General features: G+C 64.2%; 22 protein-coding genes. 17 read left to right on the top strand and 5 right to left on the bottom strand.

All coding sequences use genetic code 11. The features are described 5' to 3' along the window. Positions 1–518: 518 nt before the first annotated feature. Positions 519–947, top strand: a complete 429-nt coding sequence (locus tag N7650_RS06140) for a MarR family transcriptional regulator (protein WP_009408122.1) — start codon at positions 519–521, stop codon at positions 945–947. Here N7650_RS06140 and mobA read toward each other — a convergent pair. The 3 genes from mobA to N7650_RS06125 form a co-directional block, all read right to left on the bottom strand. Beyond that, complete coding sequence (mobA, locus tag N7650_RS06135; RefSeq protein ID WP_279897424.1) at positions 933–1,523, bottom strand: molybdenum cofactor guanylyltransferase MobA; 591 nt, start codon at positions 1,521–1,523, stop codon at positions 933–935. The genes N7650_RS06140 and mobA overlap by 15 nt on opposite strands. 141 nt (positions 1,524–1,664) lie before the next feature. Beyond that, positions 1,665–4,796: an efflux RND transporter permease subunit gene (locus N7650_RS06130; RefSeq protein WP_279897422.1), complete on the bottom strand. Its 3,132-nt coding sequence runs from the start codon at positions 4,794–4,796 to the stop codon at positions 1,665–1,667. Positions 4,797–4,807: 11 nt separating this feature from the next. After that, positions 4,808–5,986, bottom strand: a complete 1,179-nt coding sequence (locus N7650_RS06125) for an efflux RND transporter periplasmic adaptor subunit (protein WP_279897421.1) — start codon at positions 5,984–5,986, stop codon at positions 4,808–4,810. Between the two features lie 159 nt (positions 5,987–6,145). Between N7650_RS06125 and N7650_RS06120 the strand changes: the two genes are divergently transcribed. From N7650_RS06120 to N7650_RS06065, 12 genes are all read left to right on the top strand, one after another. Then, positions 6,146–6,847: a response regulator transcription factor gene (locus tag N7650_RS06120; protein ID WP_009402221.1), complete on the top strand. Its 702-nt coding sequence runs from the start codon at positions 6,146–6,148 to the stop codon at positions 6,845–6,847. A 9-nt stretch (positions 6,848–6,856) separates the two neighbouring features. Then, complete coding sequence (locus N7650_RS06115) at positions 6,857–8,152, top strand: ATP-binding protein (protein ID WP_279897417.1); 1,296 nt, start codon at positions 6,857–6,859, stop codon at positions 8,150–8,152. A gap of 155 nt (positions 8,153–8,307) precedes the next feature. Beyond that, positions 8,308–8,790: a CS1 type fimbrial major subunit gene (locus tag N7650_RS06110; RefSeq protein ID WP_009402219.1), complete on the top strand. Its 483-nt coding sequence runs from the start codon at positions 8,308–8,310 to the stop codon at positions 8,788–8,790. Between the two features lie 102 nt (positions 8,791–8,892). Then, complete coding sequence (locus N7650_RS06105) at positions 8,893–11,439, top strand: TcfC E-set like domain-containing protein (protein ID WP_037061111.1); 2,547 nt, start codon at positions 8,893–8,895, stop codon at positions 11,437–11,439. Continuing rightward, complete coding sequence (locus N7650_RS06100; protein WP_279897415.1) at positions 11,439–12,635, top strand: hypothetical protein; 1,197 nt, start codon at positions 11,439–11,441, stop codon at positions 12,633–12,635. The genes N7650_RS06105 and N7650_RS06100 overlap by 1 nt, the downstream gene beginning before the upstream one ends. Before the next feature lie 19 nt (positions 12,636–12,654). Beyond that, positions 12,655–13,386 (top strand): molecular chaperone, encoded by a 732-nt coding sequence (locus tag N7650_RS06095; protein WP_279897414.1) that lies wholly within the window; start codon positions 12,655–12,657, stop codon positions 13,384–13,386. Between the two features lie 172 nt (positions 13,387–13,558). Continuing rightward, the gene (locus N7650_RS06090) at positions 13,559–14,185 is read left to right on the top strand and encodes a response regulator transcription factor (protein WP_009402213.1); all 627 of its coding nucleotides are present in this window, start codon (positions 13,559–13,561) and stop codon (positions 14,183–14,185) included. Between the two features lie 40 nt (positions 14,186–14,225). Next, on the top strand, positions 14,226–17,816 hold the full coding sequence (locus N7650_RS06085) for a transporter substrate-binding domain-containing protein (protein ID WP_279897413.1): 3,591 nt from the start codon (positions 14,226–14,228) through the stop codon (positions 17,814–17,816). 102 nt (positions 17,817–17,918) lie between these two features. Continuing rightward, a complete protein-coding gene (locus N7650_RS06080) occupies positions 17,919–19,115 on the top strand; it encodes an EAL domain-containing protein (RefSeq protein WP_279897411.1) in 1,197 nt (398 codons plus the stop codon). 116 nt (positions 19,116–19,231) lie between these two features. After that, a complete protein-coding gene (locus tag N7650_RS06075) occupies positions 19,232–19,696 on the top strand; it encodes a YbjN domain-containing protein (protein WP_009402208.1) in 465 nt (154 codons plus the stop codon). Continuing rightward, positions 19,693–20,634, top strand: coding sequence for a peptidylprolyl isomerase (locus N7650_RS06070; protein WP_009402207.1), 942 nt, complete (start codon positions 19,693–19,695; stop codon positions 20,632–20,634). The genes N7650_RS06075 and N7650_RS06070 overlap by 4 nt, the downstream gene beginning before the upstream one ends. 27 nt (positions 20,635–20,661) lie before the next feature. Next, positions 20,662–20,862, top strand: coding sequence for a hypothetical protein (locus tag N7650_RS06065; protein WP_279897408.1), 201 nt, complete (start codon positions 20,662–20,664; stop codon positions 20,860–20,862). A gap of 231 nt (positions 20,863–21,093) precedes the next feature. On the opposite strand, the gene N7650_RS06060 is transcribed toward N7650_RS06065, so the two are convergent. Next, positions 21,094–21,495 carry a hypothetical protein gene (locus N7650_RS06060; protein ID WP_279897407.1) on the bottom strand — a complete coding sequence of 134 codons (402 nt, stop codon included), beginning with the start codon at positions 21,493–21,495 and terminating at the stop codon, positions 21,094–21,096. A 219-nt stretch (positions 21,496–21,714) separates the two neighbouring features. Here N7650_RS06060 and N7650_RS06055 point away from each other — a divergent pair, with 219 nt between their 5' ends. From N7650_RS06055 to N7650_RS06040, 4 genes are all read left to right on the top strand, one after another. Then, positions 21,715–22,386 (top strand): PAS domain-containing protein, encoded by a 672-nt coding sequence (locus N7650_RS06055; RefSeq protein WP_279897406.1) that lies wholly within the window; start codon positions 21,715–21,717, stop codon positions 22,384–22,386. 8 nt (positions 22,387–22,394) lie between these two features. Further along, positions 22,395–23,192 (top strand): PhzF family phenazine biosynthesis protein, encoded by a 798-nt coding sequence (locus tag N7650_RS06050; RefSeq protein WP_279897404.1) that lies wholly within the window; start codon positions 22,395–22,397, stop codon positions 23,190–23,192. Further along, a complete protein-coding gene (locus N7650_RS06045; protein WP_279897402.1) occupies positions 23,189–24,109 on the top strand; it encodes a pyridoxal-phosphate dependent enzyme in 921 nt (306 codons plus the stop codon). The genes N7650_RS06050 and N7650_RS06045 overlap by 4 nt, the downstream gene beginning before the upstream one ends. Positions 24,110–24,209: 100 nt before the next feature. After that, positions 24,210–25,115 carry an SDR family oxidoreductase gene (locus N7650_RS06040; RefSeq protein ID WP_009402199.1) on the top strand — a complete coding sequence of 302 codons (906 nt, stop codon included), beginning with the start codon at positions 24,210–24,212 and terminating at the stop codon, positions 25,113–25,115. 45 nt (positions 25,116–25,160) lie between these two features. On the opposite strand, the gene N7650_RS06035 is transcribed toward N7650_RS06040, so the two are convergent. Then, positions 25,161–26,279, bottom strand: coding sequence for an aminotransferase (locus N7650_RS06035; RefSeq protein WP_279897400.1), 1,119 nt, complete (start codon positions 26,277–26,279; stop codon positions 25,161–25,163). Positions 26,280–26,377 lie beyond the last annotated feature (98 nt).

Raw genomic sequence — 26,377 nt, 5'->3', positions numbered from 1 at the left:
ATTTATTCGCCGCAATGGCAACTGGCTATATTCGTTCGGATGGGGCAATCTTGGGAAAAATCGGATCCAGTTCACATTTCAAGACATTTCCGACCAACTGCGTCTTTACTTTTTACACAAACCAATGAGGCGACCCATGAAGGGTGTTTCGGTAATGGACTCGTTGCGCATTAATCTGGCCCGCGAAGTCACTGACAAGGCCCCGGGACGCCTGCCATTGTCCGCGCCATCGAAGGACAGCATCGCGCGGCATCGTATGCCCCCCCGCATCCCGGGTCGCATCGCCACCGGACATCAAGGATGAACAGCCCGTACCCCCACTTCCCGACCACGACCCTGCACCGCCTGTTTCCGGGCGAGTGCCGCGCCTGCCCGAGGCTGGCGCGCGGGAAGCGGGCAACACTCACCACAACCATGCCCGGCACGGGTCGCAGGCCAGTGGATCTGGTTCTGCTGCGGAACCGGGCACGCTACGAGCAAGCCGCGGTGGCTGCATGAACACCGCACGAGAGACGCCTATGGAAGAACCTACCTTCGATTTCGACAGAATGCTGTGCTTCACCCTGTACTCCACGGCCAATGCCATGGTTCGCGATTATGGCGAGCCGCTGCGCCGACATGGCGTGACCTACCCGCAATTGCTGGTGCTGATCGGGCTGTGGGGCGAGGACGACATGTCCATCAGTTCCCTGAGTGCCGTGACCCTGTTCGACCTTGGTACCCTGACGCCGATCATTCGTCGCTTGAGCGACGCCGGCTTCATCACGGTCTACCTGGACCCCGGCGACCGCCGTCGACGCAAGGTACTGCTGACCGAAAAGGGCAGGGCGCTCAAGCTAGAAGCCGCGCAACTGCTCGATTGCATGAACGGCAAGCTTGGCCTGGAGCCCGGCAACATGCAGCAGATGCTCGACACCTGCCGACAGATCCGCTCACGATTGCGCTGAAGCGGCGTCGTCCAGGCAATCCGGCGTATTGAAATTGGCCAGTCGGGGATCGTCCCCGGCACAGTCCAGGGCCAGCAAAGGCCCGCCGCGCAACACCCACGACAGACTGCGTTCGCCACTTTCCCAGGCGGCTGAAAGTGTGGGTGCAAGTGCGCGCGGGATCAGGCTGAACATGGGTTGCCAGTGGCCGTCCTGGCGGACCATTACCGGCGTATGCGCATCGGTTGCCAGCTTCAGCAGCGACTCCAGCAAGGGGCGATCGACTTTCGGTGCATCACAGGCCAGCACCAGCAACCAGTTGTGCCGTGCCACCGCGAGGCCCGCGAGGACACCGGCGAAGGGGCCGGGGAAATCGCCTTCGGCATCCTGCACCAGGGTATCGGCATAGGGGCGGTAGCGGTCGAGATTGCGGTTGCAGGAGATGATCAGGTCGTCGGTCAGCGGGCGCAGGGTGCGATGCAGATGGGCGACCATCGGCTCGCCGCGCCACTCCAGCAACCCCTTGTCCCGCTCGCCCATGCGCTGGCCGCGGCCGCCGGCGAGGATGAGGATGGAGCAGGGAGGGACGAGGGTCATGAGCGGGATTTCCGGCTGGACGAGGGTGGCACCATCCCATGGGCGGCAGGCAGGTTTCAACTGTGTTGTTCTTGAGGGCCTAATCGCTGGCAAGCCAGCTCCCACAGGGTACGCGGCGCCTGTGGGAGCTGGCCAACATCTTCAACAGTTCACTTCGCCCGCAGGCCCCTCAGTCCCGGCTTTCTTCTTCTGATACCCCGTCACCCGCATCACCACGACGAAGAACACCGGCACGAACACCACCGCCAAGGTCGCGCTGAGCATGCCGCCGACCACCCCGGTGCCGATCGCCTGCTGGCTGGCCGAACTGGCTCCGGTCGCGAGGGCCAGCGGCACCACCCCGAGGATGAACGCCAGCGAGGTCATCACGATCGGTCGCAGGCGCAGGCGTGCCGCCTGGACCGTCGCGTCCACCAGGTCATGCCCTTCATCCACCAGGCTCTTGGCGAATTCGATGATCAGGATGGCGTTCTTCGCCGACAGACCGATCAGGGTGATCAGGCCGACCTTGAAAAACACGTCGTTGGGCAAGCCGCGCAGGGTCACGGCCAGCACCGCGCCGAGGATTCCCAGCGGTACCACCAGCAACACCGAGGTCGGGATCGACCAGCTTTCATAGAGGGCTGCCAGGCAGAGGAACACCACCAGCAGCGACAGGGCCATCAACAATGGCGCCTGGCTACCCGACAAGCGTTCCTGCAAGGACAATCCGGTCCACTCCAGGCCGAAGCCCAGCGGCAGCCCACCCACCAGTCCCTCGATCTCGGCCATGGCCTGGCCCGAACTGTAGCCTGGTGCCGGTTCGCCACTCACGGCAATCGCCGGATAGCCGTTGTAGCGGGTCAGTTGCACCGGCCCGGATACCCAGCTTGCCTTGGCGAAGGCTGCCAGCGGGACCATCTTGCCGTTGCTGTTGCGTACATGGATCTGCAGCAGGTCCTCGACCTGGCTGCGGCTGTCGCCCTCGGCTTGCACCACCACGCGCTGCATGCGGCCCTGGTTGGGGAAGTCGTTGACGTAGCTGGAACCCACCGCAGTGTTCAGCACCGTGCCGATATCGGCGAAGGACACACCCAGCGCATTGGCCTGCTTGCGGTCGATCTCCAGCTGTACCTGCGGGCTTTCCGCGAGGGCGCTCTCGCGCACGTTGACCAACACCGGGCTTTTTTCCGCAGCGGCCAGCAACTGGTCGCGCGCCGCCATCAGCCGGGCATAGCCCAGGCCACCGCGGTCCTGCAGGCGAAATTCGAAACCGGTCGAGGTGCCCAGGCCATCCACCGGCGGCGGCAGCACCGAGTAGGCGATGACATTCTTGAACTGGCTGAAGGCCATGGTGGCGCGCTCGGCGATGGCCGCTGCAGCGTCACCGGCTGCCCGTTCCGACCAGTCTTTCAACGTGGTGAACACCAGCGCCGCATTCTGCCCGTTGCCGGAAAAGCTGAAACCGAGAATCACCGTGGTATCGCCCACTCCGGGTTCGGCAGCGTTGTGCTCCTCGATCTGCGCGGCCACCTGCTCGGTCCGCTCGCGGCTGGCGCCCGGCGGCAACTGCACGTCGGTGATGGTGTAGCCCTGGTCCTCGGTCGGCAGGAACGATGACGGCAACTGCCCGAAGCTGAACACCAGCGCGGCGAACAGCAGGGCGTAGACCAGCAGGTAGCGGCCGCTACGGGCGATGGCCTGCACCACCCAGCGCTGGTATCCGTCGCTCATGGCTTCGAAACGCCGGTTGAACCAGCCATACAGGCCGCGGCGCGCATGCTGTTCGCCCTTGGCCACTGGCTTTAACAAGGTGGCGCAGAGGGCCGGGGTAAGGCTCAGGGCGAGGAAGGCCGAGAACAGGATCGACACCGCCATGGACATGGAGAACTGCTGGTAGATCACGCCCACCGAGCCGCTCATGAAGGCCATTGGCAGGAACACAGCCACCAGCACCACGGTAATGCCGATGATGGCACCGCTGATCTGGCCCATCGCCTTGCGCGTTGCCTCCTTCGGCGGCAGGCCTTCCTCCATCATGATCCGCTCGACGTTTTCCACCACCACGATGGCATCGTCCACCAGGATGCCGATGGCCAGGACCATGCCGAACAGGGTCAGCACGTTGATCGAGAACCCCAGGACCAGCATGGCCGCGAAGGTGCCCATCAATGCCACCGGCACCACCAGGGTCGGGATCAGCGTGTAGCGGATGTTCTGCAGGAACAGCAGCATCACCAGGAACACCAGGACCATGGCTTCACCCAGGGTATGGATCACCTGGGTAATGGAGACCTTGACGAAGGGCGAGGTGTCGTAGGGTATGTCGTATTTCGCACCTGGCGGGAAGTAGCGCGACAGCTCGTCCATCTTCTCGCGCACCAGGGTCGCGGTCTGCATGGCGTTGGCCCCAGGCGCCAATTGCACGCTGAACGCAGTGGCCGCCTTGCCGTTGAGGCGGGTGCCGAACTGGTATTCCTGGGCACCGATCTCGACCCGGGCGACATCGCCGACGGTCACGCTGGAGCCGTCCGGATTGGCGCGCAGGACGATGGCGGCGAACTCCTCGGGGCTCGACAACTGCCCCTTGACCAGCACGTTGGCGGTGATTTCCTGGCCTGGCCGGCCGGGCAGGTCGCCGATGCTGCCCGGCGCCACCTGGGCGTTCTGCGCGGCAACCGCAGCGTTGACGTCCTCGGGCGTAAGATTGAAGGCGATCAGCTTGCGCGGGTCGATCCAGATGCGCATGGCCCGCTCGGAGCCATACAGCTGCGCCTTGCCCACACCGGGCAGGCGGCGGATCTCGTTCATCACGTTGCGCGCGAGAAAGTCGCTCAGGGCCGTCTCGTCGAGCCGCGCATCCTCTGAACTGAGGGTCACCAGCAGGAGAAAACCGGTGGACACCTTTTCCACCTGCAGGCCTTGTTGGGTCACGGCCCGGGGCAGGCGCGACTCGACGATCTTCAGGCGGTTCTGTACGTCCACCTGGGCCAGTTCCGGGTTGGTCCCGGGCTCGAAAGTGGCGGTGATGGTAGCGCTGCCCAGGCTGCTCTGGGACTGGAAATACAGCAGATGATCGGCGCCGTTGAGCTCCTGCTCGATCAGGCTGACCACGCTGTCGTCCATGGTTTGTGCCGATGCGCCGGGATACACCGCATAGATCTCCACCTGCGGCGGCGCGACGTTGGGGTACTGGGCCACCGGCAGCTTGGGCAGGGCCAGGGCGCCGGCGAGAAGGATGAACAGGGCGACCACCCAGGCGAATACCGGGCGTTCGATGAAAAACCGTGGCATGGATCAGGCCCTCACTGGCCGGAATTCTGGACGATGGGCTGGTGGACGGAAGCGGCAGGGGTGACCTGCACCTGGTCACCGGCCTTGACGTGCTGCAGGCCTTCGGTGACCACCCGTTCGCCCGGGCTCAGGCCGTCACTGACAATCCAGCGATTGTTCTGCGCAGCCCCCAGGACCACCGCACGCTCGACGATGCGCTGTTCGTCGTCGACCACCAGCACCCGTGGCTGGCCGGCGCTGTCGCGCAGGATCGCCTGTTGTGGCACGCTGATGCCCTGGGGCTGCACGGCCTGCTCGACGCGCACGCGGACAAAGCTGCCCGGCAGCAGGTCGAGATAGGGGTTGGGGAATTCACTGCGCAGCGTGATCTGCCCGGTCCCCGGGTCCACGGCGATATCCGAGAACAGCAGCTTGCCGGGCAGCGGGTAGGGCGTGCCATCGTCCTGGATCAGGGTGACCTTGGCCTCCTCCTGGCCGACCTGCTGCAATTGGCCGGCCCGCAGCGAGCGGCGCAGGGCATTGATTTCGCGGGTCGACTGGGTGACGTCGGCATGGATCGGGTCGAGTTGCTGGATGGTCGCCAGCGCGGTGCTTTCGTTCTGGCCCACTAGCGCGCCCTCGGTTACCAGCGCGCGCCCAATGCGCCCGGAAATCGGCGCGGTGACCGTTGCATAACCGAGGTTCAGCCTGGCCCGTTCCACCGCCGCCCTGGCCGCGGCCACGTCGGCCTCCGCCTGCATCGCCGCAGCGCGGGCGTTGTCGCGGTCCTGGCGGCTGATCGCGTCGATTGCGATCAGCTCCGCGTAGCGCTGGTCCTGCAACCTGGCCTGGTAGCGATTGGCCTCGGCCCTGGCGAGGGTCGCGCGGGCACTGTCGTAGTCGGCCTGGAAGGGGGCCGGGTCGATACGGAACAGCACATCGCCCTGCTTCACATCGCTGCCCTCGCGGTATTCACGCTTGAGCACCACACCGGCCACCCGTGCCCGCACTTCGGCAATGCGTGGCGCCTGGATACGACCGGACAGTTCGCTGCTGATGGCCAGCGCCTGGACCTGCACGGTTTCCACCGAAACGTTGGGGGCGGGCATCTGCGCATCCTCGGCGGCCTTTTCGGCGCCACAGGCAGCAAGCAGGAGAACGGCACCAGCCAGGGGGAGAAGGCGCAGACGGGCGGGGCTTGAAGGAAACATAGGGATCTTCCATAAATGACCGTCGCATGGTACGCAGGCACGCGGCCCCGGGCTGTGAAGCTCTGTAGAACGTCTGTTAAAAAGTGTGAAGAAATAACTTCTTACCTTTGCCGCTTCTATATCCTGCCGACTTTCCACGCCCACCGAACAAGCCGAACCATGCCCACTATCCTACTGGTCGAAGACGACTGCGCCCTGTCCGAACTGATCGCCAGCTACCTGCAACGCAATGCGTTCACCGTGAGCGTCATCGCCCGCGGTGACCTGGTGCTGGAGCAGGTGCGCCGGGACAAGCCCGACCTGGTGATTCTCGACCTGATGCTCCCGGGCCTCGATGGCCTGCAGGTGTGCAGGCTGTTGCGCGGCGAGTCGCAGACCTTGCCGATCCTCATGCTGACCGCCCGCGACGACAGCCACGACCAGGTCCTGGGCCTGGAGATGGGCGCCGACGATTATGTGACCAAGCCCTGCGAACCGCGGGTGCTATTGGCCCGGGTGCGTACCCTGCTGCGCCGCAGCAGCATTGCCGAGCCTCATCTGGAAAGCGATCGCATCCTGGTCGGCGCCTTGTGCATCGACCTGGCCGAACGCACCGTGACCTGGCGCGGCCTGCCGGTGGAGCTGTCCAGTGGCGAGTTCAACCTGCTGGTGGTGCTGGCCCGCAATGCCGGAACGGTACTCAGCCGCGACCATATCCTCCAGCACCTGCGAGGGATCGAGTTCAACGGTACCGACCGTTCGGTGGACGTGGCGATCTCCAAGCTGCGGCGCAAGTTCGATGATAACGCCGGCGAAGCGCGCAAGATCAAGACGGTGTGGGGCAAGGGGTACCTGTTCAGCCGTGTGGAATGGGAAGTCTGAGGCCCGGCCATGCTCAAGATCCTGATTCGCCTGTACCTGTTGACCATCGTTGCCTACGCCGGCGGCATTTTCCTGATCCCCGACGCCATCCTGCACCTGTTCAACGAGCGTTACGTCGCCTACAACCTCGACCAGGCCCGGGGCGTGCAGAGCCTGATCGTCAAGCAGTTTCGCCAGGTCCCGGAAAACCAATGGCCCCGGGTGGCGCAAGCGCTGGCGGCGGATTTCGCACCGCTGGCGATCGAACTGCGCACACGCGAACAAATGGGCCTGAGCGAGGCGGAACGCGAGCGTCTCGATGCCGGCGACAACGTAGTGCGCCTGGGCGACTGGGGCTACTACGAGACCGCCATCGCCCCACTTGGCGGCGAATGGCTGGTGGCCCTGCGCAATCCGCCGGACCCGTTGGACATCAACCTGCTGTCCTGGGGCATCACCGTGCTGATCGGCGCCGCGCTGCTTGGCTGCCTGCTGCTCTGGCTATGGCCGCACTGGCGCGACCTGCAGCGGCTCAAGGCCACGGCGCAGTTGCTTGGCCAGGGCCAGCTCTCCGAACGTACGCTGATTTCGCCGCGCTCGAATATCGGCGCGTTGGCCGCAGTGTTCGACACCATGGCCCATGATCTTGAGCAATTGCTCACCCAGCAGCGCGAGCTGCTCAACGCAGTGTCCCACGAGCTGCGCACGCCGCTGACCCGCCTGGATTTCGGCCTGGTGCTGCTATACGACGAACTGCCGGCGGCCAGCCGCAAGCGCCTCATGCAACTGGTCGGGCACGTCCGCGAACTCGATGAACTGGTGCTCGAACTGCTGTCCTATAGCCGCCTGCAAACGCCCGGGCAGAGCGTCGAGCGGGTGGAAGTGTCGCTGCTTGAGTTCGTCGACAGCGTGCTCGGCAGCTTTGCCGAAGAGTTGGACAGCCGGGATATCTGCTGGGAAGTACGCGGCGGCGACCAGCGTTTCGCCCTCGACCCGCGGATGACCGCACGGGCGGTGCAAAACCTGATCCGCAATGCCATGCGCTACTGCCACCGGCGCCTGTTGCTGGATCTGGGCCTGGACGGGCAGGGTAACTGCCTGATCAGCGTTGAAGATGACGGCATCGGCATTCCCGAGCAGGAGCGAGAGCGAATCTTCCAGCCGTTCTATCGCCTGGATCGTAGCCGGGACCGGGCCACTGGCGGCTTTGGCCTGGGCCTGGCGATCAGCAGGCGGGTGATCGAGAGCCAGGGCGGACTGTTGACGGTAGGGCAGTCGGCACTGGGCGGGGCGCGGTTTAGCATCTTCCTGCCAACCCGGGGGTAGTCCCTCATCGCCGTCCAACGGAGGACGGTGGGAAATTTCCTGCTCTCGCTGGGATACGTCTGATGTAAGCCATTTCCCTGGTGGCAAATAATTCGCCCCGTCCGGCGCTCTCGCCGGGCGATCGGAAAATTTGCCACCCAACAAGGAAATTGGTCATGAAATACAGCGTTCTCGCACTCCCACTGGCATTGATGATGGCGGCTGGTACCGCCGTGGCCGCCGACCCGATCGAGAAACAGGTCACCGTGACCGCGAGCATCCCGACCGAAAGCTTCTACGTCGAGCCGGTAGGCGGCAACTGGATGAACGAGCCGCAGGACATGGCCTGGAACTCCTTCCAGCAAACCCTGCAACCGATTCGCAAGCAGCTCCAGGTACGCAGCACCACCGGACCGATCTCGGCCTACCTGACCAACCCGGCGACCATCACCAGCGGCGCCGACACCATCGGCCTGGACGTCAGTGTCGCCGGCAAGTCCCTGACCCTCACCTCCGCCGAGGTGATCAGCGAGGAACTGGCCGCTCCCGGCGCCATCGTCGGCTTCGAGGTGGCTGCCAAGGCCGCAGGTACCGGAGGCTATGTCCCGGGCAACTACCTGGGCGTGGTGAACATGATGTTCGAGACCACTGCCGAGTAAACCCGGGCCAGTCCCTCCCTTTCCGATCGTCCCCGGTCCGGCGCTCCCCATGTCGGGCCGGGGGTGATCGGTCATGCTTTCATCCGCGACGAGCAATCACACATGTCTCTTGCGACATCCATACGAATGGCGGTGGGCTGCTGCGTGGCCGCCGTCTGGCTGACCGACGTCAGCGCCAGGGAAGAGACGGGGAATACCAGTCAGCTTGGCATCCTGCGACAGGCCGAAGGATTGCCGAAGGAATTCGACGAACACTTTTTCGATGTACCCCTTGCCGTGCGCATCGACCTTGACGGTCGCCTGCTCGGCGAAGCCATGGTGGTACTGAGCCGTGACGAACGGGTTCAACTGCTGGAATTCACCGAAACCCACGAAAGCCGCGAACCGGAAACCGTGCGCCAGCGCTGGGGTGAGGTACTGCAGGCCGGGCAGGCGTTGGGCAATTGCATCAAGGCCTGCCCCCAGGACCTGGTGGCAGTGCACTACAGCCTGGTCAATTCGCAGCTGTCGATCCTGACCCGCAATGCCGAACGCGACCAGCAGGCGGCGTGGCACGCCTTGCCCGAACAAGGCAGCCAGGGCGTGATCATGCGCAACCAGCTCAACCTCAGCCGCGACGGCCAGGAAACCGTCGGCCGCTACGCCCTGCGCGGGCAGGGTAGCGTCGGCAACTGGACCACCGTGGCCGAGGCCCAGGTCGACCGCAGCAACGAAGACCGGCCGCAAACCCGGCACCGGGTCGACGAACTGTTCGCCGAACGCGTGCACCAGGACAACTTCTTCCGGCTGGGCTATTTCACCCCCGGCGCCCAGGCCATGAGTCGCCAACCGCGCTTGCTCGGCAACAGTCCGGACACCACTCTGGGCCTGATGTACGGCAGCAGCGACAGCCTGGCGATCGACAACGGCAAGGCCAGCGCCACGCCCATCTATGTCACCCCCAACCGTCCCGGCATCGTCGAGATCTACCGCAATGGCCAGTTGATCAACAGCCAGCCGGTGCAGCCCGGGTTGCAGGCCATCGATACGCGCGTGCTGCCGGGGGGCATCTACGAGGTAGAAGTGCGCCTGGTCGAGGATGGTCAGGTCACTTCGCGCAACGAGGAATTCATCTACAAGCCCAATAACTGGAGCAACAACGCCTCGCCCTGGCGCTACAACCTGTACTTGGGCAAGCAGAGCGAACTGCTCAGCAACTGGGACGACGAGGACTACGGCGGCCTGGCCGCCGGTGTCATCACCAACTACCTGCTGCACCCGCGCCTGGTGGCCGGGGCCTCGGCCCAGCGCATCGATGGACAGATGCAGTACGGCACCTCGCTGGACTGGGATGCGCTTGACCGCCTCAAGGTGTTCGGCAATGTGTTCCATACCGAACAGCGCGGCAATGGCTATGACCTGCAAGGTGTGTGGCACCACGCGTCGGGCAGTGTGGTCCTCAGCCACAACCGCTCCTGGATCGAATACCCGCGACAGCGCCGCCTGGATGGCTATGAGAACAGCGAGGAGTATTGGCGCGACCCCGACCAGTCCGGCAGTCGCGAGATGCGCCAGTCATCCCTGTCGGTAAGCCAGCGCGTTACCCGCCAGAGTACGGCGACCGTGCGCCTGAGCCACAGCGACGGAGGCTACGGCAACAGCGGCGTGGCCCTTGACCTGGGCTGGTCGCATCATGGCCAGGTGATGGGCTCGGATGCCAACTGGCGGGTGGCGCTGTTCGACCGCCCGGGCAACTCCAGCAGCGGCAACCAACGCAACCGTGGCGTCAATTTCAGCCTGAGCATGAGCCTGGGCGGCCCCGGCCGGCGCATTTCCGGCAGTGTCGGCACCCGCACTTCGCGCGATGGCGGGCGTGACCTGAACACGTCGCTGACCTACCAGCAGGACATCGAAGGCAGCACCCTGCGCAGCGTCGGCGGGACCCTCAACGGCGACCGCTACGGTGTCGGTCTGGCTGCCAACGCGCAGTTCGAGAATCGCGCGCTGCATGGCGACGCCTATGTGCAGAACTCCTCCTACAACAACCAGGTGAGCGGCGGGCTCAACCTGGAAAGCACCCTGGCCATCGGTGGCGGCAAGGCGGCGCTGAGCGGCCAGTACCTGCCTTACGAAGCGGGGCTGATCGTCGACGTGGAATCGGACTATCCGGAGCTGAAGTTGCGGGTCGACGACATGGACGGCCACACCAGCCTTCTGAGGCCGGGGCGCAACGTCGTTCCGGTGAGTGCCTACAAGTCCGGGAGCGTGCAACTGGACTTCGAGGGTGAAGGCGCACCGACGGCGGTGATCCAGCCGTCATCGCTGAGCTATCACCTCAACCGTGGCGGTGTCGACTACCGCACGCTGCGGGTAATGCGCACGGTGACCGTGCTGGGGCGGCTGCTCGACCACCATGGCCAGCCGCTGCGCGGTGCCATGGTCATCAACCATGCCAGCCGCAGTGTCAGCGAAGCCGACGGCTTCTTCGCCGTCGAAATGAGCGAATCGACGCCGACCCTGGAGGTCCGCCAGGGCGGCCAGCGGCTGTGCCTGCTGCGCCTCGACACCGGTGCCCAGCGCCAGGACGACGTCGTGCTGGCCGGCGACCAGGTCTGCTCGCCCGACAGCCTCGCTGCCCGTGACCCACGCGCCCAGGGAGGTGACGCCTGATGCCTTGCAACCAATCCACCATGACCCGAAACCTGTTGATCAGCCTCGCTCTGCTGGTGCTGCTGCTCGCATTGCCCGCACCGGCCACGGCCGAGGAAGTGACCATCACGGCCGAGTACCGCGGTGGCGGCAACGAGTTCATCAATACAACGCCACAGGCCGCGTTCTGCGGGCGCTGGCCGCATTACTGCAATGGCGTGGAAACCGTCGGGATCCCGCTCACCTATGACAAGAAGACCACTCACAGTGCACCGGACCATCGCGACCTATTCTACATCAAGGTTCCCGGGCGCCGCACGGTGACGGTGACCCATGAGCTGACGGGGGAGGCGTACCAGTTGACGTTCGAAATCTTCGCCATCAGCCAGTACGTTGCAACGACCAGCAACAGCCCGGTGTACACGCTTTATGTACGGGGCGGCTGCAACTACCTGTACACCTTGGGGACGGGAGCCTGGGCATCTTACCTGTGGAGTGTGAAAAACCCCGGGAATCCGGACTATTGCTATCCCGTCGGTAGCCCCGGAAACCCTGGTATGGAGCGGAACGTGGCGGTCCGGGACTTCGGCGTGGCCTATCGCCTGGTGACCCCGTCGCCACTGCGCATGAAACAGGGCATGTACCGCGGCCAGGTCACCTACCAGGTGGGCCCGGGCGCCGACTTCGACTTCGGCAACGACGTCAGCAACCTCAATAGCAATACCCTGACCATCAACTTCGAACTGGACGTGGTCCACGCCTTCGTCATCGATTTCCCGGCCGGTTCCGAGCGAGTGGTGCTTGAACCACCGGGCGGCTGGACGCAATGGCTGAACAATAAACGTGTGCCCGAACGCCTGTACCGCGACCTGCCGCTGCGCATCTGGTCGTCGGGGCCGTTCACCGTGCACACCCGCTGCGAGTACCCGCTGGGCGGCCAATGCGCCATCCGCAACGGCACCAACGACCACCAGGTACCGGTACAGGTCGCCCTGACCCTGCCCAGCGTCATTCTGCATAACGGTCAGCTGGTCAGCCGCCTGCCGTTGCCGGTAGGGGAGGCCACGGCAATCCAGATGGATGCCACGCAACCGGCGATCAACCGCGGTGGCAGCCTGCACTTCCAGGTAGACAAGAGCGCAGTCAGCGAGATGACCCGCTATCCCGGCGCCCGCTACGAGGGCGATGTCACAGTAGTGTTCGATGCCGACTTCTAGGTTTTGCTCAGGAGCTCCCATGAAAAAACTGCTGTTCACTCTGGTCCTGGTCTTTCTGGCGGGCACAGCACAGGCTGGCCCGCAGATCAATGTCGGCGGCCTCTACGATTACCTCGACGGAGGTACCAGCACCTTGCTCAAGCGCGTGCGCAACCTGGGCGACACCACCGCCTTCGTCAAGGTCAGCGTGGTCGAGGTCATCCATGACGGGCAGGGGCCCGCCCGGGAAATCTCCCATGAACACCTGCCCGTGGCCGAGCGCCCATTGATCGCCAGCCCGGCCCGGCTGATCGTTCCGGCCGGAGGCATGCAGGCCGTGCGCCTGCTCTACCGCGGCGCACGCGAGCAGGAGCGCTACTTCCGCCTGCGCTTCGTACCGGTGCTGCCCGAGCACGGCGATGGCTTCGCCATCAGCGATGAAGAGGCCGAGCGCTACGAGCAGGAACTCAAGGCCGGGGTCAACATCCTGGCCGGCTACGGGTCGCTGCTGTTCATCCGTCCCCAGCAAACCCGCTACGACACGGATATCGCCGAGCTGGACTCGCAGTTCAGGGTCAGCAACCAGGGCAACGCCACCGTGGTGCTCGATCACTTCAATGACTGCGATCGCAGCGGCAAGCAATGTGCCGTAGCCACCAAGCACCATATCCGGCCCGGCGTATCCCGGCTGTTTGCGCGGGCGCCGGGCCGGGTGTACCGCTTCGAATTGATCGAGGGAGGAGAGCGGCGACGCATCGAAATCAAGGGTTGAGGCGCGCTATCGGAAATTTCCCGCAATCAGCTGGGAATTGTCCGATGCACATGTACCTGTCCGGCAACCGATACTGCGCGCCACAGAGTGGTGGCACTTTGACGCTATTGCGACTTGTTGCCATTCAGTATTACCCGCCGACAGGTACGTCACGCCAGAAAGTGAGGGATTCATGTACAGAGCCATGATCGTGGACGATCACCCGTTCATTCGCGCCAGCGTCAGGATGCTGCTGCGCCAGGAGAACATCACCATCGTTGCCGAGGCCGATAACGGCGTCGATGCCTTGCGCATGATCCGTGAGCACGAACCGGATATCGCCATTCTCGATATTTCCATTCCACGCATGGACGGGCTGGAAATCATCACCCGGGTCAAGGCGGCGAACATGTCCATGAAGATGCTGGTATTGACCTCCCAGGTTCCCGGTTACTTCTCCCTGCGCTGCATGCGCCTGGGGGCCTCGGGCTTCGTCTCGAAGAATGACGACCTGACCGAGTTGCGCAAGGCGGTGATGGCGGTGATGTCCGGCTACACCTACTTTCCCGAGGTATCCCTGAGCTCGGTTAACCGCTACGACTGCCAGGCCACCGAGTCGCAACGCATCGAACGCCTGACCGATCGCGAGTTGCTGATTCTCCAGCAACTGGCCCGTGGCCTGAGCAACAAGGCGATCGGTGAAGCCATGCTGCTCAGCAACAAGACCATCAGCACCTACAAGACCCGCCTGCTGGAGAAGCTGCGGGTCGATTCCCAGGTCGACCTGGCCGATCTGGCCAGGCGTCATGACCTTATCTGACGGGTGCAGGCCGATAAAACGCATCCTCAGGTGGCTGCTCGTGCTCGGTCCCTGCCTGTGGCTTGGCGCAGCCCTGGCCTGGGGTGAAACGCCGAGCCTGCTGGCCCGCTCCAGCCTCGGTGACGGCCTGCACTTGCAGCTAGAGGAAGATGATCGACAGTGGCTATGGGCACGACGCACCCTGTGGGTGGGCGTCAGCCGTCCGGACTGGGTGCCGTTCGATATCACCACCACCGGACGCGATTACGAGGGCCTGACCGCCGACTATGCCGGCCTGCTGGGAGAACTGCTCGGCGTGGAGATACGTGTACGCCGCTATGCCAGCCGAAGCGCCGCCCTGGATGCGCTAAACCGCGGCGAAATCGACCTGCTCGGCACCGCCAATGCCGACGAGGCAGCGCGCAGCGGTCTGTTGCTGTCACGCCCTTATGCGGAGAACCGGCCCATGCTGGCCAGTCGCAGCGATAGCGACGCTGCCCCGGACCTGCGCAAACCCGGCGTGCGCCTGGCCCTGCGCGAAGGCTATCTGTCCGAGGCGCATGTGCGCGAGCTGTTCCCCCAGGCGTTGCCAACCTTCTACCCATCGATGCTCAACGCCCTGGGCGCCGTGGCCTTCGGTCAGGCCGACGTGTTTCTGGGCGACGCCCTGGGCACCCGCTACCTGCTGCACAAGAGCTACCTGAACCAGTTGCAGCTTACGCCGGCCGACCCCTTTCAGGATGGCCATTACGGTTTTGCCCTGAACCCCGCGAACCGGCGTCTGAAGGATCTGGTCAACCAGGCGCTGGCCCAGATTCCCGAACTGACCCGCCTGGACATCCTGCAACGCTGGAACGCCGGCACCAGCGAGTTCATCGAGCGCGAGCAACTGGACCTGACCCTCGCCGAGCAGGACTGGCTGCGCCGCAATCCGCGGGTCAGGGTGGCCATCGACGACCAGTTCCTGCCAATCAGCTACCGCGACGACAACGGTACGTTTCGCGGTATCACGGCCGACCTGCTGGACCTCATCGCCCAGCGCAGCGGACTGGCCTTCGATATCGTCGATAACGGTGGTTTCTATGACATGGCCCGGCGCCTGGAGGCGAACGAGATCGATCTGCTGGCGGCGCTGCCATTCAGCCAGCGCCGCCAGCAGCAGGTGGGTTTCACCCGCTCCTGGCTGAGCAACAGCCTGGTCCTGGTAACCCGTGACGGAACCCGCCTGGACAGCCTCGACCAATTGGAGGGCAAACGCCTGGCCCTGGTCGAGGGTAGCGTGCTGGAGGACTACCTGCGCGAGCAGCACCCGGGTATTCGCCCGCTGTGGAACGACGGCCCGCTGCAGGCCCTGGAGCGGGTCGCCAGCGGTGAAGCCCATGGGGCGGTAGTGAGCCTGATAGGCGCGCGCTACAGCATCGCGCGCTTTTACCGCGGACAGTTGCAGATCAGTGCCGCGCTGCCGGTGCCGGCGTTGCATTTCGCCTTCGCCGGCCGGCGCGATGCCCACCAGCTGCTGTCGATCCTGAACAAGGCACTGCTGAGCATCAGCCCACAGGAAATGGACGAGCTGACCAATCGCTGGCGCAACGAGGTGATCGTCGCCGACACCTATTGGCGCAAGTACCGCGGCATGATCCTGCAGACGTTCCTGATGGCCGCGGCCCTGTTGTTTCTCGCGGTGTACTGGATCCGCGGCCTGCGCCGCCAGGTGCGCAGGCGCCAGGCGGCGGAGAAGGCGCTGAACGAGCAGGTGGAATTCATGCGGGTCATGATCGACGGCACGCCCAACCCGATCTACGTGCGCGACCGCAAGGGCCATCTGATCACCTGCAACGTCAGCTACCTCGACGCCCTTGGCGTTTCCTTCGAGGCGGTAATCGATCAGGCACTGCCGGAATGGCTGATCGGCGCTGCCCAGGCCAGGCATTGTCGCGAGGCCTACCGTCAGGTCATTGCCCTCGGCGAGGCGGTGGTCGAGGATCGCGAGCTGGTGCTGGGCGGCCGGCGCATCACCATCTACCACTGGATGTTGCCGTATCGCGGCAGCGACGGCGAGGTCAACGGACTGATCGGTGGCTGGATCGATATCTCCGAGCGCCAGCAACTTTACGATGCACTGCAAGTGGCCAAGGACGAGGCGGAGGCGGCCAACCGGGCCAAGACCAACTTCCTGGCGACCATGAGTCACGAAATCCGCAATCCGCTCAATGCCTTGCTGGGCATGCTGGAGCTGGCGCTGCGCAAGTCCGACGAGGGCGTTCTCGACCGCCTGGCCCTGGAGGTCGCTTCCGGCGCGGCACGTGGGTTGCGTGACCTGGTCGGTGACATTCTCGACATCACGCGGATCGAGTCGGGCCATCTGACCCTGTCACCGCAGCAGGTCGACCTGTATCGCGAAGTGGAAAGCACGGTACGCCTGTTCGAGGGCCAGGCCCGGCAAAAACGCCTGCAATTGAAGCTGGACATGGACGGCCAGGGGCCGGTGCAGGTATTGCTCGATCCGCTGCGTTTCAAGCAGATACTCTCAAACCTGATCAGCAATGCGATCAAGTTCACCGACGAGGGCCAGGTCTGCGTAAGCCTGGCCCTGGACATCGGCGGCGAACGGGTTGGCCTGCACCTTTCGGTGGAAGATACCGGGGTCGGCATTCCGGCCGACGAACTGGAGCAACTGGGGCGTCCGTTCCGCCAGGCCAGCAACAACCAGCAGGGCGCGCGCAGCGGATCGGGGCTGGGCCTGAGCATCAGCCATGCGCTGTGCGCCATGATGGGCGGCGAGATGCAGCTGTGCAGCACCCTTGGCGTCGGCACGCAGGCGCGCTTGCATCTCGACCTGCCGCGCCTGAAGCCTTGCCCGGCGGTGCTGGCCAGCCTGCCGCAGCCCGAGGCCGGGGAAATGGCCGCGCTGGATATTCTGGTGGTGGACGACTACCCACCCAACCGCCTGTTGCTGCAACAGCAATTGAGCTACCTCGGTCACCGCGTGGCCACCGCAGCCGACGGCCACGAAGGCTTGCGCACCTGGTTGCGCCAGCACTTCGATGTGCTGATCACCGACTGCAACATGCCTGGCATGAACGGCTACGCCCTGGTCAGGGCGATTCGCCAGGACCAGCGGCGCAAGGCCAGGCCGGCCGCGCTGCTGCTGGGCTGTACCGCCAACGCACAGGCGGAGGAACGTCTGCGCTGCCGGCAGGCGGGGATGGACGATTGCCTGTTCAAACCACTCGATCTCACGGAACTGGCCGCCAGGCTGGCACCTTGTGCCAGGGGCCGACGGACCGTCGAACCCGGTGCCGAAGGCGGACTGGGAGCAGGCCACGACCTGTCGGGCCTGCGCCAGCTTACGGGCGGTGACGACCAGGCGATCAGGGACCTGCTGCGCGATCTGCTGGTCAGCAACCGTGACGACCTTGCCCGCCTGGTCCAGCTGCACCCTGACGACCTCGGCGGGCTGGCCGACCTGGTGCACCGGGTCAAGGGCGGCGCACGGATCATCAAGGCCCGCCGTCTGCTGCGCGCCTGCGAGAACATCGAGCAGGCGGTCAACGGCCAGCGCCCGGTCCAGCCCATCGATCCGTTGGTGGACGACCTGCGCCTGGCCATGACCAGCCTTGGCCAGCGCCTGGAACAGGTGTGCCAGGCGTAAGCGCACGCAGGAAATTTCCGGCTGCTGCCGGGAAGCCGCCTGATTCAAACGCAGCGAAGCGGTAGCACCATGAGGCCTGGGACCTTTGTGAGGAAAGTGGATGTGCCTGCCAAGTCATTGAGTGTCTTGATTCTAGAAAACCAGTCGTTCCAACGCGCCATTGCAGTGAAGATCCTTGGCCAGCTGGGGTGCCGGGAGATCTTCGAAGCCTGCGGCGGTGGCGAGGCCCTGGCCTTGCTCGAGCGCATCGGACGGGTCGACCTGGTGGTCTGCGATGTGCGCATGGAGGGCATGGACGGCCTCGAATTCATCCATCGCGCAGCGCAGGCGGCGCTGATCGGCGGGGTGATCGTCAGCAGCGGCCTGCACCCGGAAGTACGTCGGGCCATGGCACAACTGGTCAACGGCCTGGGCCTGGCCTTTCTTGGCGATGTCGGCAAGCCGCTGCAACTGGGCAGCATGCGCCAGGCCCTGGACCTCGGCCGCCAGCCCGTCGTGCTTTCCCTGCCTGCGCCGCAGCGGGCAGCGCGGATCAGCGAGGCGGATATTCGCCGCGGCCTGTCGTACAACGAGTTCGTCGCCTGCTACCTGCCGCGCTGTGATCTGGGCGACGGCGAGATTCGCGGCGTCGACGTGATTGCCCAGTGGCAGCACCCGAACCTCGGCACACTGGCGCAAAACCGCTTCCTGCCGATGGTCGAGCACTGCGGCCTGCTCGACGACCTGCTGGTGGTGTTGCTTGAACAAGGCCTGGAACTGCAACGGGCCTTGATGTCGCGCGGCCAGGTACTGCGCATGTGCTTCGCCCTGCACCTGAAGCAACTGGGCAATCGCAGCCTGACCCGCAGGATCAAGTCGCTGATGCAGTTCCAGCGCTCGATGGGGCAGGGTATCGGTTTCGAACTGGTGTTCGATGGCCCGGCGGAGCCCTCGATGATTCACCTCGAAGGCCTGGTTCGCTTGCGCCTGCTCGGTTGCGCACTGGTGCTGGGCGAGTTCGGTACCCGCGCCGGCTCGCTGCAGCGCCTGTGCCAATTGCCGTTCAACGAGATCAGGACCTCAGCCTGGTTCATGCACGAATTGGAAAACCACCCGCGCCATCGTGCTGTCCTCAGGACCTCTCTGAATATGGCCGGCAGGCTGGGCCTGGGAATCACCGTGACCGGCGTGGAGAGCGCCGAACAGCATCTGCTACTGATGGAAATGGGCTGCCTTCAGGGCCAGGGGCGCTATTTCGCGCCGTTGCTGACCGAGGACGGATTGCTCAGGCGCTTGGGCGATGGCCCACGAAATGGATGAGCGGCAGCCTGGATCGGCGCAGGGAAGGTTTGCGTACGCGCTATACCGACTACTATCAATGTGCTACAAATTTTGCCTTGCAGTTCAAACCATTAACCGCACAAGGAAGTTGATTCATGACTGAAACCACCCTGATCCAGTTCGTAACCGCCGATTCCCTGACCACCTTGCTGCAGGACGCGGGGTGCCGGGTCAATCGCATCGAACAGAACCAGGTCGTGCAGTTGCAGACCGCAAGCCAGGGCATCGGTTACTCGGTGCGCTTCGGCAACCAGGGCAAGGAAACGGGCGAGTTCCTCGACTTCACCTTCAGCTGCGCCTTGCGCGTACAAGGCGAACTGCCGGAAAACCTGGCCAACCAATGGAACTATTCCCGTCGCTTCTCGCGCCTGTCGGTCCAGGGTGAGTTCCTGGTCCTGGAGCAGGACGTGGTGGTCGCCGACGGCGTGAGTGCGCAGCATCTGGCAGGCTCGTTGCTGCTGTGGGACCGCGTGCTGCAGGAGTTCGTCACCTACCTGCGTGACTTCAGCCGCAACGCTGCTGCCACCCAGGCCGCCGCCGAAACGGCCAGCGCGTCGTGAGCCGCAAGCTCTGGGCCGGAGTCGGGGCCCTGGCCGTCCTGGCACTGGCAGTGGGGCTGGCGCTGCGCCCGGGTACCGACCCGGTCGCGGCCAGTCGCGCGGTACCTGAAGCAGGGCAGGGCGGCACCGAGCTGGCCAGTCTAGGTGAACAGAAGATCGACGCCGAGGAGCTCAAGGCATTGTTCGCACAATTGCCGGTGCAAGCGCGTCAGCAACTGAGCAACGACCGGCCGGCCCTGGAAACCTGGATTCGCGCCCGGCTCGCGGAAAAGGCCCTGTACCAGCAGGCCGAAGCCAAAGGCTGGTCCAAGCGTCCGGAAGTGCAAGCCCAGACCCGCGCCGCGACCGAGCAGATCGTGCTGCGTAGCTACCTCAACAGCGTGACCGCGGTGCCACAGGACTATCCCAGCGACGAGGAGCTGAAACAGGCCTACGAAAACGGCAAGGCGGGCTTCCAGGTGCCGGCGCTGTACCGCGTCAGCCAGATCTTCCTTGCCGTGCCGGATGAAAACGCCCTGGAATCGGTGCGCAAGCAGGCCCTGTCCCTGGCCAAGCGGGCCCAGGCCGGCGATGCCGACTTCGCCGAACTGGCGCGGTCCTACTCGCAGGACGCCGGTAGCAACACCCGCGGTGGTGATACCGGCCTGCAACCTTTGAACCAGTTGTTGCCGGAAGTGCGCGGCACGGTGGCGAAAATGAAGGTGGGCAGTGTCAGCGAGCCGCTGCAAAGCTCGTTGGGCCTGCATATCATCAAGCTCACCGAGCAAATGCCGGCGCGTACCGCCACCTTCGACGAGATGCGCGCGCAACTGCGCGATGCCCTGCGTGCCCAGCGCCAGGAGCAGGCGGCGAAGGACTACGTCGCAGGCATGTTCAACACGGCGTCGCTGACCATCGACGGCAAGGTGCTGAACCAGGTGGTCGAGGCAGAGAAGTAGGCCCCACCGCCCCCAAAGGGTTCGGTAGTGCGTGCGCAGCAGGCGTTGGCGGCGGTGAAGCCATTGGCTTTATCGCCGCCCAACGTCTGTTCACTGGAGTTCATCGCTGGCTTCAAACTGCTCAAGGAAGGCGGACAACAGCTCGAAAGCTGGCAGCGGAAAGTGGTGAGGCCGTGTTCAAGCGACTGCTCATCGCAAGTCAGGCTTGTGCAGTGGCTTGGCGATTGATGCGTGCCGAGGGTCAGTTTGCCGAGCAAACCCGAACGTTCCTGGTGCGGTTATCTGGCCGCCAGATGAAACGATCCTAGTCTGTGACTGCTTCAGCACAGATTGCAGAGCGTTACTGCCCCGGTTCAAGGCGCTCGACCAACGTACGAGGCGCATCAATGACAAAGAGAAACTTCTATGCCCCCCGATCTGCATTGCTGACATCAAGCGATGAAGATCCAGGGTCGTCGTTTACTTGCCAAACCAAGGGCTCTCGGGAGGGGGAAGATAGGGTTTCCCCGAGGGGTAGGGAGTCAGCAACGAACTTGGAGTCCCTGCGGGATTGGCAACCTGGACGCCGCCAGTCAGGACGCCATCGCTATTGACCAGCTTGGACATGCTGTCGAGTTGCCAGGAGGTTATGCTCGAAACTGATTGCTGTTTCACGTTCCAGCAAATCGCCTGGAGAATACATACGCCTTTCGGCGACTGCCTGACGCCCATATTTGAACAACTACCACGGGCGGAGGACTGGTCGAACTTCTCTTTGCACTCAGGCTCGTATTCGTCGCCGAGCTGGGCGAGAGCAAATGTTGTCGGGCCAAAAGCCAGGGCAATGGTGATTGCAATTGGAAGAGTGCGTGAGCGAGCCATCCGAGATACTCCCGAAGATAAATGGGCCGTGCACCACTCACTTCGCACAACACCAATTTCCCGGCGTGCGTATAACGTGTCAACTCTGCATTAATTGTTAATCCGAAGTGACGAACAGACTCGCCTCGGCAGCATGGGGACATACACATCTGGCTTTCTGTTGAAATATCAACTTGGTGTTGATATTTTCCCTGTCCGCCTGCAACGGACAGTTTCCCCATGCCCCCCGAACGCCAACTGGTACTCAACGTCCTCCACGCCACGGTGCGCATGCTTGGCACCGTACTGGGCCGTAACACCGAGGTGGTCCTGCACGACCTGACGCGCCCTGAACACTCGGTGCTGGCCATCGTCAATGGTCATCTCAGCGGCCGTCAGGTGGGCAGTCCGATCCTGGCCGGACCTCGCCATGACCGCGGTTTCGACGCCGTGCTCCACGCCGCCCTGGAAAAGAGCAGCCAGGCCCCGGTGGTGATCGGCAATTACCCGACCCTGGGCCACGACGGCAAAGCCTTTCGCAGCGCCACCGTGGTTTTTCGTGATGCTGCCGGCGAGCCCTTCGCCAGCCTGTGCGTCAACACCGATCTGAGCGGCATCGCCGCTGCTCAGGCCTGCCTGGAGCAATTGCTGGCTACCGCCGAGGAACCTGCCCAGCCCCCAGCACAAACCCCTGACCTGGAACAGCTGATGACCCGCATCATCGACGGCGCCCTGCAGGACGCCCGTGCCCGCGGCGTACGCTTTGGCAAGGCGCAGAAGCTCGAAGCGGTGCGGCAGATGCACGACGGCGGGCTGTTCATCGTCAAGGGCGCGGTGGAGAAGGCCGCCGCAGCCCTCGGGGTGAGCCGCTATACGGTCTACAACTATCTCGAAGAAATCCGCAACGGATGAGGAATCCCATGCAACTTCCGATCTATCAGGTCGATGCCTTCAGCGACGGCATCTTTGGCGGCAACCCGGCCGCGGTGTGCCCGCTCCAGCACTGGCTGGACGACGCGACCCTGCAGCGCATCGCCGAGGAAAACAACCTCTCGGAGACCGCCTACTTCGTCGCCGAGGGCGAGGACTACCGGCTGCGCTGGTTCACCCCGGGTACCGAAGTGGACCTGTGCGGCCATGCCACGCTGGCCTCGGCCTGGGTGCTCTTCAACGAACTCGGCGCCACCGAGCAGACCCTGCGCTTCTTCACGCGCAGCGGCGAATTGCGCGTCAGCCGTGACGGCGAGCGCCTGGCGCTGGACTTCCCGCTCAAGCATCCGCAACCGGCGCCACTGCCGGAGGGGCTGGCCGCGGCCCTGGGCTGCGAGATTCTGGAACTGCACCGCAGCGACGACTACATCGCCGTGGTGGCAAGCGCCGAGGTGGTCGAAGGACTGCAACCGGACTTCGCGGCACTGAGCCGTCATGACGTACGGGGTGTGGCCGTGACCGCGCCGGGCGTCGGTGAATTCGATTTCGTCTCGCGCTGGTTCGGGCCGCAGGTCGGGGTCAACGAAGACCCGGTAACCGGCTCGGCCCATACCTCGCTGGCGACCTACTGGTCGCAGCGCCTGGGCAAGACCCGCCTGAACGCCCGCCAGGGCGGGGCACGCCAGGGGCAGTTGCACTGCGAGCTGCCGGGCAACGGCCGGATCATCATCAGTGGACGGGGCGCGCTGTACATGCGCGGCACCTTGTACCTGGGAGCGGCCGAATGAGCCTGCATATCGATACGCCGTTGCTGGAGTCGCGGCCATTGAGCCTGGCGAACGGGCAGCAGATCTGGTTGAAAATGGACGCCCTGCAGCCTTGCGGGTCGTTCAAGCTGCGCGGGATCGGCCTGGCCTGCGAGCATTATGTCCGCCAGGGCAAGCGCCGCTTCGTCTCCTCGTCGGGTGGCAATGCCGGGATCGCCGTGGCGTACGCCGGGCGCTGCCTGGGTTTGCCGGTCACCGTGGTCGTACCGCAAACCACCACCGAACGCGCGCGCCGCTTGATCCGCCAGGAAAACGCCGAGGTGATCGTCCACGGCAAGCTGTGGCAGGAGGCCAATGAACTGGCGCTGTCGCTGGTGGGCGCCGATGATGCCTTCATCCATCCGTTCGACAACCCGCTGCTCTGGCAGGGGCATGCCAGCCTGGTGGATGAAGTGGCGAAGGCCGGAATGAAGCCCGATGCCGTGGTCGTGGCGGTCGGCGGCGGCGGCCTGCTGTCGGGCGTCGGTGAAGGATTGCGGCGCAATGGCTGGTCCGATGTGCCGGTTTTCGCGGTGGAAACCCGCGGCGCTGCATCCCTGGCGGCGGCCATGGACAAGGGCGAACTGGTCAGCATCGACAGCATCGCTTCCGTGGCCACCAGCCTTGGCGCCAAGCGAGTGTGCGACGAGGCGTTCCGGATCAGCCAGCAGATGAACGTGATCAGCCACGTGGTCAGCGACGTTCAGGCGCTGGATGCCTGCGAACGCTTCCTCTCCGATCACCGCGTGCTGGTCGAACCGGCCTGTGGCGCCGCCCTGGCCCTGGCCTATGCCCCGAGCGAAGCGCTACGCCGGTATCGGCGCGTGCTGGTGGTGGTCTGCGGCGGCGTCACGGCATCCATCGAGCAGATCCGCGAATGGCGCAACGCCGCAGACTGACCGCCTGTCGGTACTGATCCCGGCCCGGACAAACCTTCCCCGGCCGCATTCGCTCTCACCTCCACGAACCTGACGTTTTCCGTTCCGTGGAGGTGTTCCGATGTCGACGAAAAAACACGATCAGTTCAGCATGCAAAACCCGCTGACCCAATACCCGCAGCCGCCGTTTCCGGCCCAGGGGCAGCCGGCGCCAGGGCTGGATGCGAAGATGAATCCCGAACCGGACCACGGCGAGGCGACCTACAAGGGCTTCGGTCGCCTGGCCGGGCGCAGGGCGCTGATCACCGGTGCCGACTCGGGCATCGGTCGCGCGGTGGCCATTGCCTTTGCCCGCGAGGGGGCGGATATCGCGCTCAACTACTTGCCGGTCGAACAGGCCGACGCGAGGGAAGTGGTCAAGCTGATCGAAGCGGAAGGCCGTCGCGCCGTCGCCATTCCCGGCGACCTCAAGGACGAGCAGTTCTGCAAGAGCCTGGTGGACCAGGCCCATGAGCAACTGGGCGGCCTGGACATCCTGGTCAACGTGGCAGGCAAGCAGGTGGCGCGCAAGGACGTAGGGCAGGTCAGCAGCGAGCAGTTCGACGCGACCATGAAGACCAATGTCTACGCACTGTTCTGGCTTTGCCAGGCGGCCGTGCCCTTGATGCCGGCGGGGGCGACCATCATCAACACTGCGTCGATCCAGTCCTACCAGCCTTCGGCGACGCTGCTGGACTACGCGACGACCAAGGCGGCCATCGTCGCCTTCACCAAGGCCCTGGCCAAGCAGGTGGTCGAGCGCGGTATCCGGGTCAATGCGGTAGCGCCGGGGCCGATCTGGACGGTGCTGCAGCCCAGCGGCGGCCAGCCTGCGGAAAAGATCCCGCATTTCGGCGAGCAGGTGCCGATGAAACGGCCCGGCCAGCCGGCCGAATGCGCCCCCTTGTACGTGCTGCTGGCGTCGCAGGAGTCGAGCTATATCACCGGGGAGGTGTTCGGGGTGACCGGGGGTAATCCGTTGCCGTGAGGCGGACGATTCCAGGGCCGCCTGGCGGTCCTGGAACCCGATGGCTCAGATTTCCCGGAGGAACTCCGATACCAGCGCCAGCCCTTGCTCCATCACCTGTCGATCATTGGCAAAGCCGATGCGCACATACCCCTCGATATCCAGGGCACTGCCCGGTGTGAACATCACCCCCTTGGTCTCCAGCAGCTTCACGCAGAACGCTCGTGACGGCATGTCCACGTCGATCTTGAGCAGGGCAGTGGTGCCGGCACTGGGCTTGACCCAGGACACCCGCGGTTCGTTCTCCACCCAGGCCTCCAGAAGCGCCAGGTTCTCCCGGGTGATGGCGTGGGCGCGATCGAGAATGTGCCGGCGGTTCTCCAGGGCGATGCAGGCGAAGTGATCGTCGAGCATGCCGACGCTGATCGTGTTGTAGTCGCGATGGATCGAGACGGCATGGATCAGCGCCTGCGGCGCGACGATCCAGCCCAGGCGCAGCCCGGCCAGGGAGTAGGTCTTGGACATGCTCGCGGTACTGATGCCTTTCTCGTACAGGTCGGCGATCGATACGGTGAAACCATCGCCGTGCTGATCGGTACCGCGATAGACCTCGTCGCACAGGAGCCAGGCGTCCACCGAGCGGGCAATCTCGACGACCTCTTCGAGCAGCGACCGGTCCATCAGCGAACCGGTCGGGTTGTTTGGATTGTTCAGGGCGATGACCCTGGTATTGGCCCTGACCATACCGCGCAACTCGTCGGGATCCGGAAGGAAAGCGTTTTCTTCGCGCAGGCGCAGGATCGACACCTCGGCACCGTAGCTCTGCGGAATCGAATAGTGCTGCTGGTAGGTGGGTGCGACCGACACCACATGGTCGCCAGGCTCCACCAGGGTTTCATAGACCAGTGCGTTGGCGCCGATGGCGCCGTGGGTAACGATCACGTTGTGCCGTTGCTGATTGTCGTAGAGCGAGGCGATCAGGTCGCGCAGGCGCTCCGAGCCTTCGATGGCGCCGTAGGTCATTTTCATCGGCAGCAATTCGCCGAGGATGGTCCCGGTCTTGCCGCCGAACTCCAGCAACTGGCCGATGGTTATGGAGTCGACGCAGGTCTCCGCCAGGTTGTAGCGGCACTGGGTCTCATAGGCGTTCATCCAGATCTCGACGCCAAATTCCTTGATCTTCATAAGGTTGTCTCGCTTTCTTGAAGCAGATTGGTAGGACCCGGGCAAAGCTATTTATAGCCTTAAAGTCTACGGTAGACAACAAGTCTCTTCGAAAGAAC

It is taken from the genome of Pseudomonas sp. GD04058 (genome assembly GCF_029836855.1).
Taxonomy (GTDB): domain Bacteria; phylum Pseudomonadota; class Gammaproteobacteria; order Pseudomonadales; family Pseudomonadaceae; genus Aquipseudomonas; species Aquipseudomonas bharatica.
This window is presented reverse-complemented; position numbering and strand designations above follow the sequence as displayed.

Excerpts from the sequence above, each read along its gene's own strand:
- N7650_RS06095 (WP_279897414.1), top strand. The coding sequence starts at position 12,655 with ATGAAAAAACTGCTGTTCACTCTGGTCCTGGTCTTTCTGGCGGGCACA.
- N7650_RS06110 (WP_009402219.1), top strand. The coding sequence starts at position 8,308 with ATGAAATACAGCGTTCTCGCACTCCCACTGGCATTGATGATGGCGGCT.
- N7650_RS06055 (WP_279897406.1), top strand. The coding sequence starts at position 21,715 with ATGCCCCCCGAACGCCAACTGGTACTCAACGTCCTCCACGCCACGGTG.
- N7650_RS06100 (WP_279897415.1), top strand. The coding sequence starts at position 11,439 with ATGCCTTGCAACCAATCCACCATGACCCGAAACCTGTTGATCAGCCTC.
- N7650_RS06045 (WP_279897402.1), top strand. The coding sequence starts at position 23,189 with ATGAGCCTGCATATCGATACGCCGTTGCTGGAGTCGCGGCCATTGAGC.
- N7650_RS06040 (WP_009402199.1), top strand. The coding sequence starts at position 24,210 with ATGTCGACGAAAAAACACGATCAGTTCAGCATGCAAAACCCGCTGACC.
- N7650_RS06115 (WP_279897417.1), top strand. The coding sequence starts at position 6,857 with ATGCTCAAGATCCTGATTCGCCTGTACCTGTTGACCATCGTTGCCTAC.
- N7650_RS06075 (WP_009402208.1), top strand. The coding sequence starts at position 19,232 with ATGACTGAAACCACCCTGATCCAGTTCGTAACCGCCGATTCCCTGACC.
- N7650_RS06105 (WP_037061111.1), top strand. The coding sequence starts at position 8,893 with ATGTCTCTTGCGACATCCATACGAATGGCGGTGGGCTGCTGCGTGGCC.
- N7650_RS06130 (WP_279897422.1), bottom strand. The coding sequence starts at position 4,796 with ATGCCACGGTTTTTCATCGAACGCCCGGTATTCGCCTGGGTGGTCGCC.
- N7650_RS06120 (WP_009402221.1), top strand. The coding sequence starts at position 6,146 with ATGCCCACTATCCTACTGGTCGAAGACGACTGCGCCCTGTCCGAACTG.
- N7650_RS06035 (WP_279897400.1), bottom strand. The coding sequence starts at position 26,279 with ATGAAGATCAAGGAATTTGGCGTCGAGATCTGGATGAACGCCTATGAG.
- N7650_RS06060 (WP_279897407.1), bottom strand. The coding sequence starts at position 21,495 with ATGGCTCGCTCACGCACTCTTCCAATTGCAATCACCATTGCCCTGGCT.
- N7650_RS06050 (WP_279897404.1), top strand. The coding sequence starts at position 22,395 with ATGCAACTTCCGATCTATCAGGTCGATGCCTTCAGCGACGGCATCTTT.
- N7650_RS06090 (WP_009402213.1), top strand. The coding sequence starts at position 13,559 with ATGTACAGAGCCATGATCGTGGACGATCACCCGTTCATTCGCGCCAGC.
- N7650_RS06140 (WP_009408122.1), top strand. The coding sequence starts at position 519 with ATGGAAGAACCTACCTTCGATTTCGACAGAATGCTGTGCTTCACCCTG.
- mobA (WP_279897424.1), bottom strand. The coding sequence starts at position 1,523 with ATGACCCTCGTCCCTCCCTGCTCCATCCTCATCCTCGCCGGCGGCCGC.
- N7650_RS06125 (WP_279897421.1), bottom strand. The coding sequence starts at position 5,986 with ATGTTTCCTTCAAGCCCCGCCCGTCTGCGCCTTCTCCCCCTGGCTGGT.